The following is a 15,543-nucleotide window of genomic DNA, read 5'->3' as shown; positions in this document are numbered from 1 at the left end:
CGCCCGTTCCGGGCGGTTTCCGGTAAAGCCTTTACGTGCGCTCCAGTTGCGTAACCCGGCCCCTGGCGTAAGCGTTGACCTGGCAGATGGTTAATCTGCTTATTCGTCGTTGCGGTTGTTACAAGGGGTCGGGAGGCCGCTATGGGAGCGCTCCTCTGGTTGCTGATTCCGGTTCTCGCCGCCATCGCCGCCGTCGTGTGGAGCAGTTGGGCATCACGCAACCGCAGGACCGGGGATGTCGCGGAACTGGCGGGGTACGCGCGCTTCCGGGCAGCGATGGAAAAGCCCGAGAAGGCGCATTCCGGTTCCGACGCGGCATGAGCATGACGGAATGAGCCGGGGCCGTGGCGGGCGTACGCAGTCGCAAGCGGCCGCCGTGGCTCCGGTTCCCCGCCGCCCCCGCACGGCCCGGCGGGCCCCCGGACGGACGGCCCCGGAGACCGGGTGTCAGAGGCGTCCCGTACTGTCGTTCCATGCCACGCCGCACCGCGACGCTGCTCGCCTCCCTCGTGATGCTGATTGCGCTGATCTGCGCCGGGTTGGTGATTCCCGTCCCGTATTCGGAGATGTATCCGGGGCCCACGACCAACACGCTGGGTGAGGACAAGGGCGAGCCGGTGCTGCAGATCTCCGGCCACAAGACGTATCCCACGTCCGGCAACCTGAACATGGTCACGGTCCGTGTCACCGGCGCCGAGTACCGCATGAACCTCCTCGAAGCGGTCTACGGCTGGCTCAAGCACGACAGCATCGTGGTGCCCCACAAGATCCTCTACCCGGAGGGTCAGACGGCCGAGCAGTCCGACCAGCAGAACGCCGAGGAGTTCACCCAGTCCCTGGAGAGCGCCAAGGTCGCGGCGTTCCGGCAGCTGGACATCCCGGTCGGTTCCCAGACGGTCGTGGCGTCCGTCGTCAAGGACGCCCCCGCGGACGGCAAGCTGCACGCCGGCGACGTGATCAAGGCCGTGGACGGTACGGCGATCAAGGCCAACACGGACGTCGCCAAGCTGGTGACCAAGCACAAGCCCGGCGAGCGGGCGGTCTTCACGGTCATCCCGGCCAAGGAGGCGGCCGCGGCCCAGAAGAAGGGCAAGAAGCCCGAGGGGCCCACCAAGGACATCGCCGTCACGACCGCGAAGTCGAAGGACGGCCGGTCCATAGTCGGGATCCAGGCCGGCATCGACTACACGTTCCCGTTCAACGTGGACATCAAGCTGGCCGACGTCAGCGGGCCCAGCGCCGGGCTGATGTTCGCCCTCGGGATCATCGACAAGCTCACGCCCGAGGACCTGACCGGCGGGAAGTTCGTGGCCGGTACGGGCACGATCGACGCCGACGGCAAGGTCGGCCCGATCGGCGGCATCGCGATGAAGGTCGTCGGCGCGCGCAACAAGGGGGCGGAGTACTTCCTCACCCCCAAGGACAACTGCCCGGCCGTGGTCGACGACCACCCGGACGGCCTCCGCCTGGTCAAGGTGGACACCATCCGCGACGCGCTGACGTCCCTGGAGAAGATCCGCAAGGGCGACACGGCGAGCCTGCCGAGCTGCCCCGCGAACCCGTAGCCGGGCCGGTCACGGCACGGCCGGGGGCCGGGCACGGGGCCCGGCCCCGGTCGGCCCCGTGTCAGCCCTCGAAGGTCGCGGCCAGCGCGTCCGCCAGGCCCGGCACCAGCTGCGAGCCGGTCAGCACCTCGGAGGTGGCGTCCTTCTCGCGCAGCCGCAGCGCCGACTCGCGCTCGCCGTCGCGCAGCACGGCCACCGTCATCCGCACCTCCTGGCGGTCCGGGTGCTCGGCGACCCACTTCGCGAGCTGGGCCTCGTCCATGCCCTCCGGCACGGAGTCCTCGGCGGTCGGCGGCAGCATCAGCCGCTCCACCGTCATCGCGCAGCCGGCCACCGCCTCCGGCCAGCCGATGGTGGCCAGGAACTCGTCCAGCGGCACGTCGGCCGGGACCTCGTCCTGCTCGACGGGGGTCAGTGAGGCGGTGGTGGTGGCGTCGATGCCGAGCTGTTCGGCGAGCGAGGGCTCCTGTTCGCGGAGCCGGGCGGTGTCCACGAGGGCGAAGAGGCGGGCGGGCTGGTCCCAGCCGAGCCCGGCGGCGTACTCGTCGATTTCGAGTACGGCACGGGTCAGCGGGCTGGCGGCGAGGGGGGTGCCGTCGACGGGAAGGTTGTCCATGCCCAATATCGTGCCCTGCGGACCCCGGAAATCGGGAACCGAGTAAAGCCTTAGTAAGTTGCAACAGTGGGTCCTACTATCGCCGGGCCTGCTCAACACGACAGCGAACTTCGAGGTGCGCACCTTGGCTTTCCAGATGCCGGACCGCGGCGGAGGCCCGACAGGGCCACGGATCAGAGTCGGCCGACCGTCCCGGCGGGTCCGGACCCTGTTCATGACACTGGGCGTGCTGGCCGTGCTGGCCATGCTCTTCGTCATGTTCTCCGGGTTCTGGACCGACTGGCTCTGGTACCGGTCGGTCGATTACTCCTCGGTCTTCACCACCACCCTGTGGACGAAGATCGGACTGTTCTTCGCCTTCGGTGTGCTGATGGCCGCCGCGGTCGGGGTCAACATCTGGCTGGCGCACCGCCTGCGGCCGCCGCTGAGCGCTATGTCCATGGAGCAGCAGAGCCTGGACCGCTACCGGATGGGCATCGCGCCGTACAAGAAGTGGGCGCTGATCGCGGTCACCGCCGTGGTGGGCCTGATCGCCGGCGCCTCCGCCTCCGGCCAGTGGCGCACGTGGCTCCAGTGGGTGAACGGCGTGCCGTTCGGCCAGAAGGACCCGCAGTTCGGCCAGGACGTCTCGTTCTACGCCTTCGACCTGCCCTGGTACCGCTTCCTGCTCAGCTTCGGCTTCGCGTGCGCGGTGCTGTGCCTGATCGCCGCGGCGCTGACCCACTACCTGTACGGCGGGCTGCGCCTGACGAGCCCCGGCTCGCGCGCTACGGCCGCCGCCACCGGCCACCTGTCCGTGGTGCTCGGCATCTTCGTCTCCCTGAAGGCCATCGCGTACTGGCTCGACCGGTACGGCCTGGCGGTCAAGTCCAGCGGCCTGAAGTCCGCCGACGGCTGGACGGGCCTGCGCTACGTCGACGCCAACGCCTATCTCCCGGCGAAGACGATCCTGTTCTTCATCGCGGCGATCTGCGCGGTGCTCTTCTTCGCGACGCTGTGGCGCCGCACCTGGCAGCTGCCGGTCATCGGCTTCGGCCTGATGGTGCTCTCCGCGGTCCTCATCGGCGGCCTGTACCCGGCCATCGTGCAGAAGTTCCAGGTCCAGCCGAACGAGCAGGCCAAGGAAGCGCCGTACATCAAGCAGAACATCAAGGCGACCCGGGACGCGTACGACATCAACGGTGTCGACGTGCAGGGCTACGACGGCAACTACAAGCCGCAGAACGACGCGGAGCGGCGGAAGCTGCGGGACGCCGCCGACACCACGGCCAGCGTCCGGCTGCTCGACCCGAACGTGGTCTCCCCGTCCTTCCAGCAGCGCCAGCAGGTCCGCAGCTACTACCAGTTCCCGTCCACCCTCGACGTCGACCGGTACAAGGACAAGGACGGCAAGGACCAGGACACCGTCATCGGTCTGCGCGAGCTGAACCTCAACGGCGTCTCCGAGCGGAACTGGATCAACGACCACTTCAAGTACACCCACGGGTTCGGCGCGGTGGCCGCCAAGGGCACCACGTTCGCCGAGGGCGGCGAGCCGGACTACACCGAGAGCGAGCTGCCGTCGAAGGGCCAGTTCGGGCCGTACGAGCAGCGCGTCTACTACGGCGAGAAGACCACCCAGTACTCGATCGTGGGCGGGCCGCAGAAGGAGCTGGACTACTCCTCCGACAAGAGCGGCGAGAAGAGCTACAGCTACACCGGCAAGAGCGGGGTGAACCTCGCCAATCCGGTCAACCGCGCCGCCTACGCGGTGGCGTTCGGCGAGCCGCAGATCCTCTACTCGGGCGCCATCGGCAAGGGCTCGCGGATCCTGTACAACCGCACGCCCAAGGAGCGCGTGGAGGCGGTCGCCCCCTGGCTGACCATCGACGGCGACGCCTATCCGGCGGTCATCGACGGCCGGATCAAGTGGATCGTGGACGCCTACACGACGAGCAACGGCTATCCGTACGCCTCGCGCACCACGCTCGGCGACACCACCGCCGATTCGCTCACCGACGGTCAGCGGGCGGTCGTCGCCCAGCAGAACCAGGTCAACTACATCCGCAACTCGGTCAAGGCGACGGTCGACGCCTACGACGGCTCGGTCAAGCTCTACGAGTGGGACACCAAGGACCCGGTCCTGAAGACCTGGATGAAGTCCTTCCCCGGGACGGTCGAGAAGAAGAGTTCCATCAGCAAGTCCCTGATGGAGCACATGCGCTACCCGCAGGACCTCTTCAAGGTGCAGCGCCAGCTGCTGACGACGTACCACGTCACCGACCCGAACACCTTCTACACGGGCAGCGAGCGCTGGCAGGTCCCGAACGACCCGACGAACAAGTCGGGCAACTCGGTGCCGCCGTACTACCAGAGCCTGAAGATGCCCGACCAGAAGGCCCAGACGTTCGCGCTGACCACGACGTTCACGCCCAACAAGCGGGACAACCTGGGCGCGTTCATGGCGGTCGACGCCAATGCCACCAGCGCCGACTACGGCAAGATCAGAGTGCTGAAACTGCCGTCGCAGACGCCGGTGCCGGGACCGCAGCAGGTCCAGTCGAAGTTCAACTCCGATCCGAAGATCGCCAATGAGCTGAACATCCTGAAGAAACTCGGTGACTCCGAGATCGAGTACGGCAACCTGCTCACGGTCCCGATGAACGGCGGCCTGCTGTACGTCGAACCGGTCTATCTGCGCGGCGCGGGCACCAACTACCCGCTGCTGAAGAAGGTGCTGGTCAGTTACGGCGAGAACGACCCCGTGCTGGGCAACAACCTGGCCGAGGCGCTCGATGTCGTCTTCGGCAAGAAGCCGCCGGGCTCCGGCAACCAGAACCCGCCGGGCGGCGGTGACACGGGTCAGCAGCCGCCGGCCGACCAGACGGTCCAGCAGGCCCTCGACGACGCCGTGAAGGCGTACGAGGACGGCGAGAAGGCCCGCAGGGACGGCGACTGGGGCGGCTACGGCGAGGCGCAGAAGAAGCTGAAGGCGGCCCTGGACCGGGCGGCCGAGGCGGAGAAGAAGGCGCAGAAGGGCAACACCGGCAAGAACGGCGGCTGACAGCGCCGGCCCGGCCCCGCGTGGGCCGGGCACCACCTCCGTGCCGTGGTACCGTGGACACACAACGGCGCGGGGTGGAGCAGCTCGGTAGCTCGCTGGGCTCATAACCCAGAGGTCGCAGGTTCAAATCCTGTCCCCGCTACTGGAAACGAAGGCCCGGATCCTTGGGATCCGGGCCTTCGTCATGTGCGGGGTGGCATCCCGGGCGACACCCCGGGCGACACGCCCGGCGAGGCGCGCCGTCTTCACGTGTGAACGGAACTGGAGGGAACGGAGTTTGGCATGTCTCTGTGTCGGGAAGTCGACAAAACGCTGTAGTGACCTCACTGGCTGCGGTATACCAGGTGTACGCGGGTTGCGGGTGGTGCGACGATGGCCCTCATGGGGGACAAGGCAAGGTTGTTGGAGACAGGCCGGTTTGTGCACGCGCCCGACGACGGGCGCGTATCCGAGACGCCGGAGGGACGGGAGACCGTGCTTCCGGACCAGCGTGACGACCAGCTGCCGCTGGACGCCATCGAGGCCGATGCCCCGGCCGAGGCGTCCGAAGCCGTGATCGAAGCGAACCACCGCCGGGCCGCCGACGCCGGCGACACCGGAGCCATGAGCGTGCTGGGCGCGCTGCTGCTGCGCCGCGGCGACCTCGACGGCGCCGAACCGTACCTGCGCTCCGCCACCGCCGCGGGCGACCGCGCCGCCGCCAACAACCTGGGCGTCCTGCTGCATCAGCGGGGTTACGCGGACGAGGCGGCGGGCTGGTGGCGTATCGCCGCCGTCGCCGGGTCCGCCGCCGCGGCGCACGCGCTGGGCCGCTACTACCGCGAGCGCGGCGACGAGCCCGCCGCCGAGTACTGGCTGCGCCAGTCCGCCGAGTCGGGCCACTGCCTGGGCGCGTACGCCCTCGCCGACCTCCTGGAGCACCGCGGCGACGTGGGCGCCGAGCGCTGGTTCCGTACCGCCGCCGAGCGCGGGCACCGCGAGGCCGCGTACCGCCTCGCGCGCCTCCTGGAGGACCGCGCGCAGACCGTGGGCGGGCGCGACGCCGCCGTGGAGGCCGAGGCCGAGCAGTGGTTCCGCCAGGCCGCGGCCCGCGGCCACCGCCGCGCCGCCCTGCACCTGGGCACGCTCCTGGAGGAGCGCGGCGACACCCAGGAGGCCGGCCGCTGGTACCTGACCGCAGCCAAGGGCGGTGAGGCGCGGGCCGCCTGCGCGCTCGGCTTCCTGCTGCGCGACGCGGGCGACGAGGAGAGCGCCGCCGAGTGGTGGCGCCGCGCCGCCCAGGACGGCGACGGCAACGCCGCCAACGCGCTGGGCGCGCTGCACGCCGACCGCGGCGAGACGCAGACCGCCGAGCGCTGGTACCGCGCCGCGCTCGACGCCGGCGATGTGAACGGCGCGTACAACATCGGCCTGCTCTGCGCCGAGCAGGGCCGGGACGGCCGCGGCGAGCAGTGGTACCGCCGCGCCGCCTACGCCGGGCACCGCGAGGCCGCCAACGCGCTCGCCATCATGCTGCTCCAGCGCGGCGACTCGGCGGGCGCCGAGCCGTGGTTCTCCAAGGCCGCCGAGGCGGGCAGCGTGGACGCCGCCTTCAACCTCGGCATCCTGTACGCGGAGCGCGGCGCGGAGCGGATGGCGCACGAGTGGTACGAGCGCGCCGCGGCGGCCGGCCACACCGAGGCCGCCCTCCAGGTCGCCATCGTCCAACTGCGCGAAGGCGACACGGAGGCCGCCGAGCGGAATCTGCGCTGCGCGGCGGAGGGCGGCAGCGCCGAGGCCGCGTTCCGCCTCGCCGACCTGCTGGACCGCCGGGACGGCGGGGCGGTCGAGCGGCGGCAGAACGACGAGTGCACCCGGTGGTACGAACACGCCGCCCGGCAGGGGCACCGGCGCGCCCAGGTCCGGGTTGGCATGTTCGCGGCGGCGCGGGGCGATGTGGTCGAGGCCGCGCGCTGGTACCGCGCGGCGGCCGAGGCGGGCAGTCGCAACGGCGCCTTCAACCTCGGCCTGCTCCTGGCGCGCGAGGGCAGCCTGCCCGAGGCCAAGCTGTGGTGGACCCGCGCGGCCGAGGACGGCCATGGGCGCGCCGCCCTGCGCCTGGCCCTGCTCGCCGCCCGGCGCGGCGCGCTCGCCGAGGGGCACCAGTGGTGCCGGCGGGCGGTCGAGCTGGGGCCGCCGGAGGTGGCGGAGCGCGCGGCGCGGCTGCGCGAGGCGCTTCAGGAGGAGCTGACCGCGTAGGACGGGTCGCCCAGGGCGGGTGGTACCGGTGCGCACGCCGGGCGCACCGGCACCACCCGGTCCGCACGGGCGCCGTCGGCCTCAGGACAACGGACAGTGATTTGCGCTGGTCGACGGGGTGTGCGTAGACTGGTCACACAACGGCGCGGGGTGGAGCAGCTCGGTAGCTCGCTGGGCTCATAACCCAGAGGTCGCAGGTTCAAATCCTGTCCCCGCTACTGATGAAGAAGGCCCGGATCCTCAGGATCCGGGCCTTCTTCATGGTGGGGCGCGGGGGCCGGGCGTTGTCACTCGCCGCGGCGTTCGCCCTTCGGGCCCCGGCCGCGTTCGGTGCGCGGGCCCTCTGCGTCCTGGAGGGTCGAAAACGCCACCAAGCGGTCACTGCCCCCGTGGCTTGACCTCGTACCGCTGCCCCAGGTCGGGGTCCTCGACGCCTTGCAGCTCGCTGGCCACCCGGAACTTGTCGACCAGATCGTGCACCAAGAGGCGGGTCTCCTCGGGCTCCCGCCCGGAGCGCCGCGCGATGTCCTGGAGATACACGCCGTCGCCGCCGTGTTCCGCCTGTGCCTCGGTGAGCGCCCGGAAGGTCTCCTCGTGGGCCGAGGTGTAGCGCTCGCCGTCCCCGTACGAGGGCAGCGGTGCGGCGCGCTCGGGAGGTGGGGGCGCCGGCTCGTGCGGCTCGCCCTGCTTGCCGCGGTGCCGGGTGGCGATCCGCTCTTCGTGCGCCGCCTTCTCCGGCTCGTGCGTGCGTTGCTTGGAGGCGCCGGTGGTCACCTGCCGGGCGCTGGGGGCCTCGCCGGCCGCACGGGCCTCACGGGCCGCCGCGCGGCGCTGGTCCTCGTCGCCTTCGACCTTCTTGCGCACCATCAGTGGGTCCCTTCCTGGTCGGGATGCGGGTCCAGGTCGGGTACCCGGGGTGCGGGACGTAATCACCGGTAGCGGTGGTACGGAAGGTGCGCACGCCGAAGAGCCCGCGCCGTGTCGGGGCGGGCTCTTTCCGCGGTCGGCGCGGCCGCGCGAGGACGCGGCCGCGCCGGGGTCAGCTGTGCGAGTGGCAGTTCGGGCAGATGCCGCGGTACGTCACCGACACCTCGGAGACCTGGAAGCCGAAGCGTTCCGGCACCGGCAGCGCGGCGAGCGGGTCGCTGTCCAGGTGCACGTCCCTTATGGTCCCGCACCGCGAGCACACCAGGTGCTGGTGGTCGTGGTGGGCGTTGGGGTCGTACCGCTTGGCGCGGCCGTCCGTGCTGACCTCCAGCACCTCGCCGAGCGAGACCAGCTCGCCCAGCGTGTTGTAGACGGTCGCACGCGAGATCTCCGGCAGGCGCTCGGTCGCCTTCGCGTGCACTTCGTCAGCGGTGTAGTGGACGTGGTCCCCGTCGAGGACCTCGGCGACGACGCGTCGCTGCGCGGTCAGCCGCCAGCCGCGTCCCCGGAGCCGTTCCAGCAGGTCACTCATGCCAATCACCTATCAGTCAGATAAGGCCAAGGGTAGCAGTGGTCCGTCCATCACCGGATTCGGTACGAGTTTCGGGATCATCTTGACTTAGACAATGTCCAATGTAGGATCGGATGCGGCGCAAGCCAAGGGCAGGTTCATGACTCAGGAGGCGCACGTGTCGGTACAGAGCAGCACCGGACCGCTGACCACGGAGGCCGGGGCACCGGTCGCGGACAACCAGAACAGCGAGACGGCCGGCGTCGGCGGCCCCGGGCTCATCCAGGACCAGCTCCTGATCGAGAAGCTCGCGCACTTCAACCGTGAGCGCATCCCGGAGCGCGTGGTGCACGCCCGCGGCGCCGGTGCGTACGGCACCTTCACGGCCACCGCCGACATGTCGCGCTACACCCGCGCCAAGTTCCTCTCCGAGGCCGGCAAGCAGACCGAGACCTTCCTGCGGTTCTCCACCGTCGCCGGCAACCTCGGCTCCGCCGACGCGGTGCGCGACCCGCGCGGCTTCGCGCTGAAGTTCTACACCGAAGAGGGCAACTACGACCTCGTCGGCAACAACACCCCGGTGTTCTTCATCAAGGACGCCATCAAGTTCCCCGACTTCATCCACACCCAGAAGCGCGACCCGTACACCGGCTCCCAGGAGGCGGACAACGTCTGGGACTTCTGGGGCCTGTCGCCCGAGTCCACCCACCAGGTGACCTGGCTGTTCGGTGACCGCGGCATCCCCGCCTCGTACCGCCACATGGACGGCTTCGGCTCGCACACCTACCAGTGGAACAACGAGGCCGGCGAGGTCTTCTGGGTCAAGTACCACTTCAAGACCGACCAGGGCATCAAGAACCTCACCGCGGCCGAGGCCGCCAAGCTCGCCGGTGAAGACCCGGACAGCCACCAGCGCGACCTGCGCGAGGCGATCGAGCGCGGCGAGTTCCCGAGCTGGACCGTCCAGGTGCAGATCATGCCGGCCGCCGAGGCCGCGACGTACCGCTTCAACCCGTTCGACCTGACCAAGGTCTGGCCGCACGCGGACTACCCGCCGATCGAGATCGGCAAGCTGGAGCTCAACCGCAACCCGGAGAACATCTTCGCCGAGGTCGAGCAGGCGATCTTCTCCCCGCACCACTTCGTGCCGGGCATCGGCCCCTCGCCCGACAAGATGCTCCAGGGCCGGCTGTTCGCGTACGCCGACGCCCACCGCTACCGCGTCGGCATCAACGCCGACCACCTGCCGGTCAACCGCCCGCACGCCGTCGAGGCCCGCTCGCACAGTCGCGACGGCTACCTCTACGACGGCCGCCACGGCCGCGCGAAGAACTACGAGCCGAACAGCTTCGGCGGCCCGGCGCAGACCGACCGCCCGCTGTGGCAGCCGATAGCGGTCAGCGGCACGACCGGTGAGACGGAGGCGCCCTCGCACGCCGAGGACAACGACTTCGTGCAGGCCGGCAACCTGTACCGCCTGATGACGGAAGAGGAGAAGGAGCGCCTGATCGACAACCTGGCGGGCTTCATCTCCAAGGTCTCGCGCGACGACATCGCCCAGCGCGCGATCGAGAACTTCCGCAAGGCGGACCCCGACTACGGCAAGCGGCTGGAGGCCGCGGTCCAGGCCCTGCGCGGCTGACCCGTCCCTTGCCGTAACACCGAAGAGGCCGGACGCCAATAGGCTCCGGCCTCTTCGCGTGCGCGGGGCGCGGGTGCGCTCACGCCGGTACGGCGCCGACCCGCTCCCGCTCGGGGGCCGGGGACTGCTCCGGGACCCTGGACCAGCACCGGATGATGTCGCGGACCGACACGATGCCCACCGGCTCCGGTTCCTGGCCGTCGAGCACGATGAGGTGGCGGAAGCCGCCGTGCACCATGGCGCCCGCCGCTTCGTCGAGCGTCCATTGGGGCGCGGCGAAGACCACGTCCGAGGTCGTGTGGGCCTGCGCGGTCTCCCGGTCCGGGTCCTCGCCCGCGCCCAGGGAGTTGAGGATGTCGCGCTCGGTGAGGATGCCGAGTCCGCTGGTGTCGGTGTCGAGGACGATGGCCGCGCCGACGCGGCGGGCCGACATCAGGCGGGCCGCCTGGCGCAGGGTGTGGGCGGGCCCGATGGTGAGGACCACCGTGCTCATGGCGTTGCGCACGTACATGGGCATGGAATGGAGCCACCTCCTTGAGGCTTGCTGGGCACCTTGCGAAGGATTTCACAAGTTCACAAGCTTCGGTGTTCTCATGTTCACATGCGTCCGGAGAGGCAACAAGGGGCGCGGAACGGACGATTGCCGTTTCCACGCCCCCGGGTGCGCGCCCGTACGGACGTACGAGCGCACCTGGTGTTTCAGCGGCGCCCGTCGCCGATGTAGTTGAGCAGTTCCTCGTGCAGCAGGCCGTTGGAGGCCGCGGCGTTGCCGCTGTGCGGGCCCGGCACGCCGTCCAGACCGGTGAACCGGCCGCCCGCCTCCTGTACGACGACGGCGCAGGCCGCCATGTCCCACAGCGACAGCTCCGGCTCCGCGCAGATGTCCACCGAGCCCTCGGCGACCATCATGTACGGCCAGAAGTCCCCGTAACCGCGGGTGCGCCAGCAGTCCCGGGACAGCTCCAGGAAGCCGGGGAGGCGGCCCTGCTCCTCCCAGCCGGTCAGCGAGGAGTACGCGAACGAGGCGTCCTGGATGCGGCCCACCTGTGACACCTGGAGGCGGCTCGCGGAGGTCAGGCTGCGGCCCGTGTACGCGCCCAGGCCCTCCGCCGCCCACCAGCGGCGGTTGAGCGCGGGCGCGGAGACGACGCCGACCACCGGGCGGTCGCCGCCCTCGCCGCGCTCCATCAGGGCGATGAGCGTGGCCCAGACCGGCACCCCGCGCACATAGTTCTTCGTACCGTCGATGGGATCGACGATCCAGCGGCGCGGACCGGAGCCCTCGCTGCCGAATTCCTCGCCCAGTACGGCGTCCCGCGGACGGGCGCGCTGCAGATGACCACGGATCAGTTCCTCGGCCGCCTTGTCGGCCTCGCTCACCGGAGTCATGTCCGGTTTGGTCTCGACCTTGAGGTCGAGTGCCTTGAACCGCTCCATGGTCGCGGCGTCGGCGGCGTCCGCCAGGACGTGGCCGAGGCGGAGGTCATCGTGATAGTCGGGCATGTGCGAACAGTATCGATTGGTATACGGCACGAGCCACATGACCACGATTGCCCGGCGCGTACGGACCCTTGACAGCCCCTGGTGGTGAGTCAATCCTGTGGCGCACACCGGCCATCTGGGCCGGGCGGCCTGGGAGGCGACGATGCCTACAGCGCGTGAATCCCTGCTGGACGCCGCCTACGCCGCGCTCGCGGTCAGACCGTGGGCGGGCGTCCGGATGGTCGATGTCGCGGCCGAGGCCGGGGTGTCCCGGCAGACCCTCTACAACGAGTTCGGCAGCAAGGAAGGGCTGGCGCGGGCGCTGGTGCGGCGGGAGACGGAGGGTTACCTCGCCGGGGTGAGCCGCGCGCTGGAGGAGCCGGGGCCCACCGCGGGCGGCGGCGTGGAGGCCCGCGTGGTGGCGGCCGCCGCGTGGACCGTACGGGCGGCGCGGACCAATCCGCTGATACGGGCCGCGCTGACCGGCTGCTGGAGCGAGCGCCTGCCGACGCCGGCGGGTGGAATCCCGGGCCAGCGCGGGGCGCGCTCCGGGGGCGTGGGGGCGCACGCGGACGGGCCCCCGCCGGGGCCGACGGAGCTGGTGGGCCGCTTCTGCGACCGTGCGATGGCCGCGCTGGAGGCCGACTGGCCCAAGGAGGACCTCCCCGAACTGGGCACCGCCTGCGCGACCGCGGCCCGCCTCACCCTGTCGTACGTCGTGGCCCCCGCCGAACCGGAGGATCTGACCCGCCAGCTGCACAACGCGTTCGCCCACGCCGCGCACCGGCCGTGAGCCGTCCGGGCCGCGCCTAGTGCGCCGACCCCGACAGCTGCAGCCCGATGACCCCTATGATCACCAGCGAGATCGACACGATCTTGAGGACCGAGGTGATGTCGCCGAGAAAGACCATGCCGTAGATGGCGGTCCCGGCGGCCCCGATACCGGTCCACACCGCGTAGGCCGGACCGACGTCGAGCTTCTTCAGCGAGAGCGTCAGCAGACCGAAGCTGCCGAGCGCGAAGCAGGCGAAGGCGATGGTGGGCCACAGCCGGGTGAACCCGTGGGAGAGCTTGAGGCAGACCGCGAACCCCGTCTCCAGGAGCCCTGCCACCACGACGAGCAGCCACGCCATGTCCATTGCCTCCGTACGGTCCGTGACCGCTTCGCCAGCCTTGGTGTGATTATGCATTTACCTCGGCGGTGGGGCAGCAAACTTGAGAGGGCGTTTTCTCCCAATGTTTCGTCCTGATGTGCGGCGTTAGCGAGGTTTCAGAGTCCTCGCCAGGTTGGTGTGGTTTCTCTGGTGAGGCGTCGTGTCATGAGGGCGATCATCGCGATGTAGATCATGGCGGTGGAGCGGGCCGGGAGGGCCTCGTAGTCGCGGGCCAGGCGGCGGTTCAGCATCAGCCATCCCAGGGTTCGCTCCGCGCACCACCTGCGGGGTTGCACGGTGAAGCCGCGGGCGGCGCCGGGGGTGCGGCGGACGATTTCGAGGTCGATGCCGAGGCGGGCGGCGTGGTCGACGAGGTATTCGCGGTAGCCGCGGTCGGCCCAGCCCTTGCGGATGGTGGGGTGGGCGGCGGCGATCCGGTTGAGCAGGGTCTCGCCGGCGGTGGAGTCCTGGATGCTCGCGGCGGTGACCAGGACGGCCAGCAGCAGGCCGGTCGTGTCGATCACGACGCTCCGTTTGCGGCCCACGATTTTCTTGCCGACGTCGGCGCCCTGGCCGGCGGCGGGGACGTTGGCGGAGGTCTTGATGCTCTGTGCGTCGATCACCATGGCGGTCGGCTCGGGCTGGCGGCCCTCGTCCTCGCGGACGCGGCGCCGCAGCAGGGCGTTGAGCTGCTCGAAGATGCCGTCCTGTTCCCAGCGGCCGAAGTAGTGGTAGACCGTGTTCCAGTGCGGATAGTCGTGCGGGAGGTAGCGCCAGGGGATGCCGGTGCGGGCCACGTAGAGCACTGCGTCCAGAAGGTCGCGCAGGTCATGGCGGGGCGGGTGGCCGATGTTGAGGCCCCGGCGGACGATGTCCTCCCGCCATCTGGTCAGCAGCGGTTCGACCAGGACCCAGCGGGCATCTGACAGGTCACTGGGATAGCGGCGACGCGCGCTCATGCCTCCGGAGTAGCCGAGGAGCGGGCCGCCGATCAGGGCGTGGGCCGGACGGGCAGGGGCATGCGAACCCAACCGGCGCACTTTGCGACGAAACAGGAGCAGGCGGCGCGCAACAACCGGATCTCGGCCTCATGTGCCACGCGAGTGACACGCACCGCACTCACCTCCCCTATCACTCACCAGAATTCATCGCAGAAACCTGCAAAAGGCGGCAAAACGCCCTCTAAGAGCCTGTGTCGAAACCCTGGTCGGTAAGCGCACGTCGTCTGGTGCGTGCGATCGCAAGGCGCCGGAAGGGTCTCGTAGCGGAGCTACTAGAGCGTTTCGGCAACACAGCGAGCGTGCGTGCCAGACGGCGGGCGCCCGGCCGGGGTTTCGACGCAGGCTCTCAACGATCAGTCCCCTTCGCGTCGCTCCCGCGTGGCCAGCAGCCGGCGTAGTGAGTACAGGCGGGCCGGGTCCGCGTGGCCGTCGGCGACCCACTGGTCGAGGGCGCAGTCCGGTTCGTCGTGGCTGCAGGCGCGGGGGCAGTCGGCGGTGCCGGGGACCAGGTCGGGGAAGGCGAGGACGACGCGGGACGGGTCCACGTGGTGGAGGCCGAAGGAGCGTACGCCCGGGGTGTCGATGACCCAGCCCGAGTCGTCGGGCAGGGGCAGCGCGAGGGCGGAGGTCGTGGTGTGCCGGCCGCGTCCGGTGACCGCGTTGACGTGTCCGGTGGCCCGCTTGCGGTCCGGGACCAGCGCGTTGACGAGTGTGGTCTTTCCGACGCCGGAGTGCCCGACGAAAGCGGTCATGTGCCCGCGCAGCCGCTCGCGCACCTGTTCGGCGGCGGTGCCGTCGGCCAGTTCGGTGCGGTTGGTGACGACGTAGGGGACGCCGATCGTGCCGTACGACTCCAGGAGCGTGTCGGGGGAGGCCAGGTCGGACTTGGTGAGGACCAGCAGCGGGTCGAGCCCGGCGTCGTACGCGGCGACCAGGCAGCGGTCGATCAGCCGCGGCCGCGGTTCCGGGTCGGCCAGCGCGGTGACGATGGCGAGCTGGTCGGCGTTGGCGACGACCACCCGCTCGAACGGGTCGTCGTCGTCCGCCGTACGCCGCAGGGTGGAGCTGCGCGGCTCGACGCGGACGATCCGCGCGAGGGTGTCCTTGGCGCCGGACAGGTCGCCGACGACCGCGACCCGGTCGCCGACCACGACGGACTTGCGGCCCAGTTCGCGGGCCTTCATCGCGATGACCGTGCGGTCCTCGATCAGGCAGGTGATCCGGCCGCGGTCGACGGTCAGGACCAGGCCCTCGCTGGCGTCCTCGTGCTTGGGGCGGATGTTCGTACGGGGGCGGTTGCCCTTGCGGTTGGGACGGACGCGGATGTCGTCCTCGTCGGGGTTCTTGCCGTAGCGGCGCATGGT

At 70.3% G+C, this 15,543-nt stretch carries 14 protein-coding genes and 2 tRNA genes; 8 read left to right on the top strand and 8 right to left on the bottom strand.

Features of this window, described 5'->3' with window-relative positions:
• The first annotated feature begins 141 nt into the window (after positions 1 to 141).
• Together CP984_RS13385 and CP984_RS13380 are read left to right on the top strand one after the other, a co-directional pair.
• Positions 142 to 321, top strand: a complete 180-nt coding sequence (locus CP984_RS13385; RefSeq protein WP_003986145.1) for a hypothetical protein — start codon at positions 142 to 144, stop codon at positions 319 to 321.
• Between the two features lie 152 nt (positions 322 to 473).
• Positions 474 to 1,565: a YlbL family protein gene (locus CP984_RS13380; RefSeq protein WP_003986144.1), complete on the top strand. Its 1,092-nt coding sequence runs from the start codon at positions 474 to 476 to the stop codon at positions 1,563 to 1,565.
• A gap of 61 nt (positions 1,566 to 1,626) precedes the next feature.
• Here CP984_RS13380 and CP984_RS13375 read toward each other — a convergent pair whose 3' ends face one another.
• Positions 1,627 to 2,181: a PPA1309 family protein gene (locus CP984_RS13375; protein WP_003986143.1), complete on the bottom strand. Its 555-nt coding sequence runs from the start codon at positions 2,179 to 2,181 to the stop codon at positions 1,627 to 1,629.
• 136 nt (positions 2,182 to 2,317) lie between these two features.
• Between CP984_RS13375 and CP984_RS13370 the strand changes: the two genes are divergently transcribed.
• The 4 genes from CP984_RS13370 (at position 2,318) to CP984_RS13355 (ending at position 7,680) form a co-directional block, all read left to right on the top strand.
• The gene (locus CP984_RS13370) at positions 2,318 to 5,224 is read left to right on the top strand and encodes a UPF0182 family membrane protein (protein WP_078575786.1); all 2,907 of its coding nucleotides are present in this window, start codon (positions 2,318 to 2,320) and stop codon (positions 5,222 to 5,224) included.
• A gap of 68 nt (positions 5,225 to 5,292) precedes the next feature.
• Positions 5,293 to 5,366: transfer RNA gene (locus CP984_RS13365), tRNA-Met, on the top strand.
• Between the two features lie 230 nt (positions 5,367 to 5,596).
• Complete coding sequence (locus CP984_RS13360) at positions 5,597 to 7,462, top strand: tetratricopeptide repeat protein (RefSeq protein ID WP_226048654.1); 1,866 nt, start codon at positions 5,597 to 5,599, stop codon at positions 7,460 to 7,462.
• Between the two features lie 144 nt (positions 7,463 to 7,606).
• A tRNA-Met gene (locus CP984_RS13355) sits at positions 7,607 to 7,680 on the top strand.
• A 160-nt stretch (positions 7,681 to 7,840) separates the two neighbouring features.
• On the opposite strand, the gene CP984_RS13350 is transcribed toward CP984_RS13355, so the two are convergent.
• Both CP984_RS13350 and CP984_RS13345 read right to left on the bottom strand, forming a co-directional pair.
• Entirely contained in the window at positions 7,841 to 8,329 is a 489-nt protein-coding gene (locus CP984_RS13350) for a hypothetical protein (protein ID WP_003987107.1), read from the bottom strand.
• Between the two features lie 172 nt (positions 8,330 to 8,501).
• Positions 8,502 to 8,921, bottom strand: coding sequence for a Fur family transcriptional regulator (locus CP984_RS13345; RefSeq protein ID WP_003987106.1), 420 nt, complete (start codon positions 8,919 to 8,921; stop codon positions 8,502 to 8,504).
• 139 nt (positions 8,922 to 9,060) lie between these two features.
• Between CP984_RS13345 and CP984_RS13340 the strand changes: the two genes are divergently transcribed.
• Positions 9,061 to 10,542, top strand: a complete 1,482-nt coding sequence (locus tag CP984_RS13340) for a catalase (RefSeq protein WP_030184457.1) — start codon at positions 9,061 to 9,063, stop codon at positions 10,540 to 10,542.
• A 79-nt stretch (positions 10,543 to 10,621) separates the two neighbouring features.
• Here CP984_RS13340 and CP984_RS13335 read toward each other — a convergent pair whose 3' ends face one another.
• Positions 10,622 to 11,053, bottom strand: a complete 432-nt coding sequence (locus tag CP984_RS13335; protein ID WP_003987104.1) for a CBS domain-containing protein — start codon at positions 11,051 to 11,053, stop codon at positions 10,622 to 10,624.
• Positions 11,054 to 11,241: 188 nt separating this feature from the next.
• Positions 11,242 to 12,045 (bottom strand): histidinol-phosphatase, encoded by an 804-nt coding sequence (hisN, locus tag CP984_RS13330; RefSeq protein WP_003987101.1) that lies wholly within the window; start codon positions 12,043 to 12,045, stop codon positions 11,242 to 11,244.
• A 142-nt stretch (positions 12,046 to 12,187) separates the two neighbouring features.
• Between hisN and CP984_RS13325 the strand changes: the two genes are divergently transcribed.
• A complete protein-coding gene (locus CP984_RS13325; protein WP_032914330.1) occupies positions 12,188 to 12,817 on the top strand; it encodes a TetR/AcrR family transcriptional regulator in 630 nt (209 codons plus the stop codon).
• Between the two features lie 16 nt (positions 12,818 to 12,833).
• On the opposite strand, the gene CP984_RS13320 is transcribed toward CP984_RS13325, so the two are convergent.
• From CP984_RS13320 to rsgA, 3 genes are all read right to left on the bottom strand, one after another.
• Complete coding sequence (locus CP984_RS13320; RefSeq protein WP_003987099.1) at positions 12,834 to 13,157, bottom strand: DMT family transporter; 324 nt, start codon at positions 13,155 to 13,157, stop codon at positions 12,834 to 12,836.
• Between the two features lie 137 nt (positions 13,158 to 13,294).
• The gene (locus CP984_RS13315; protein WP_031008397.1) at positions 13,295 to 14,137 is read right to left on the bottom strand and encodes an IS5 family transposase; all 843 of its coding nucleotides are present in this window, start codon (positions 14,135 to 14,137) and stop codon (positions 13,295 to 13,297) included.
• 395 nt (positions 14,138 to 14,532) lie between these two features.
• Positions 14,533 to 15,540 carry a ribosome small subunit-dependent GTPase A gene (rsgA, locus tag CP984_RS13305; protein WP_003983261.1) on the bottom strand — a complete coding sequence of 336 codons (1,008 nt, stop codon included), beginning with the start codon at positions 15,538 to 15,540 and terminating at the stop codon, positions 14,533 to 14,535.
• Positions 15,541 to 15,543 lie beyond the last annotated feature (3 nt).

This window comes from Streptomyces rimosus (genome assembly GCF_008704655.1).
Classification (GTDB): domain Bacteria; phylum Actinomycetota; class Actinomycetes; order Streptomycetales; family Streptomycetaceae; genus Streptomyces; species Streptomyces rimosus.
This window is presented reverse-complemented; position numbering and strand designations above follow the sequence as displayed.